We start from the raw sequence: 498 nt of genomic DNA, 5'->3' as shown, positions 1-498 counted from the left end.
TTCGAGCCGTTCACCACCCTCGCCTGGCTCGCCGCCCACACCGAGCGGATCCGGCTCGGCACCACCGTCCTCATCGCCCCCTACCGGCACCCGCTCCTCACCGCCCGGATGGCCGCCAACCTCGACGCGCTGAGCGGGCACCGCCTCGTCCTCGGCGTCGGAATCGGCTGGGCGCAGCAGGAGTTCGCCGCCCTCGACGTCCCGTTCGAGCAGCGCGGCCGCCTCACCGACGAGCACCTGCGCCAGCTGCGCGCCGCCTGGGCGGACACCGCCGACTACGGCTCCCACCGCATCCCGCTCTGGGTCGGCGGCAACAGCGACGCGGGCCTGCGCCGCGCCGTGCACCTCGGTGACGCCTGGCACCCGCTGCGCCCGACCACGCCGTGGCTGTCCGAGGCGGCGCCTCGGCTGCGGGCGTACGCGGACGAACAGGCGCTCCCCGTCCCGGCGTTCGCGCCCCGAATCGCCCTCAGGCTCACACCCGATCCGGTCGCCGGG

The 498-nt window shown here is 75.9% G+C and carries 1 protein-coding gene; it reads left to right on the top strand.

Going from position 1 to position 498, the window contains the following annotated elements:
* Positions 1 to 498 (top strand): LLM class flavin-dependent oxidoreductase (locus tag BI06_RS14025; protein WP_043468384.1); only part of this gene is annotated, 498 nt, incomplete at both ends.

It is taken from the genome of Kitasatospora sp. MBT66, assembly GCF_000710405.2.
Taxonomy (GTDB): Bacteria; Actinomycetota; Actinomycetes; order Streptomycetales; family Streptomycetaceae; genus Kitasatospora; species Kitasatospora purpeofusca.
The sequence above is the reverse complement of the archived record's forward strand: the minus strand, read 5'-3'. Positions and strand labels throughout refer to the sequence as shown.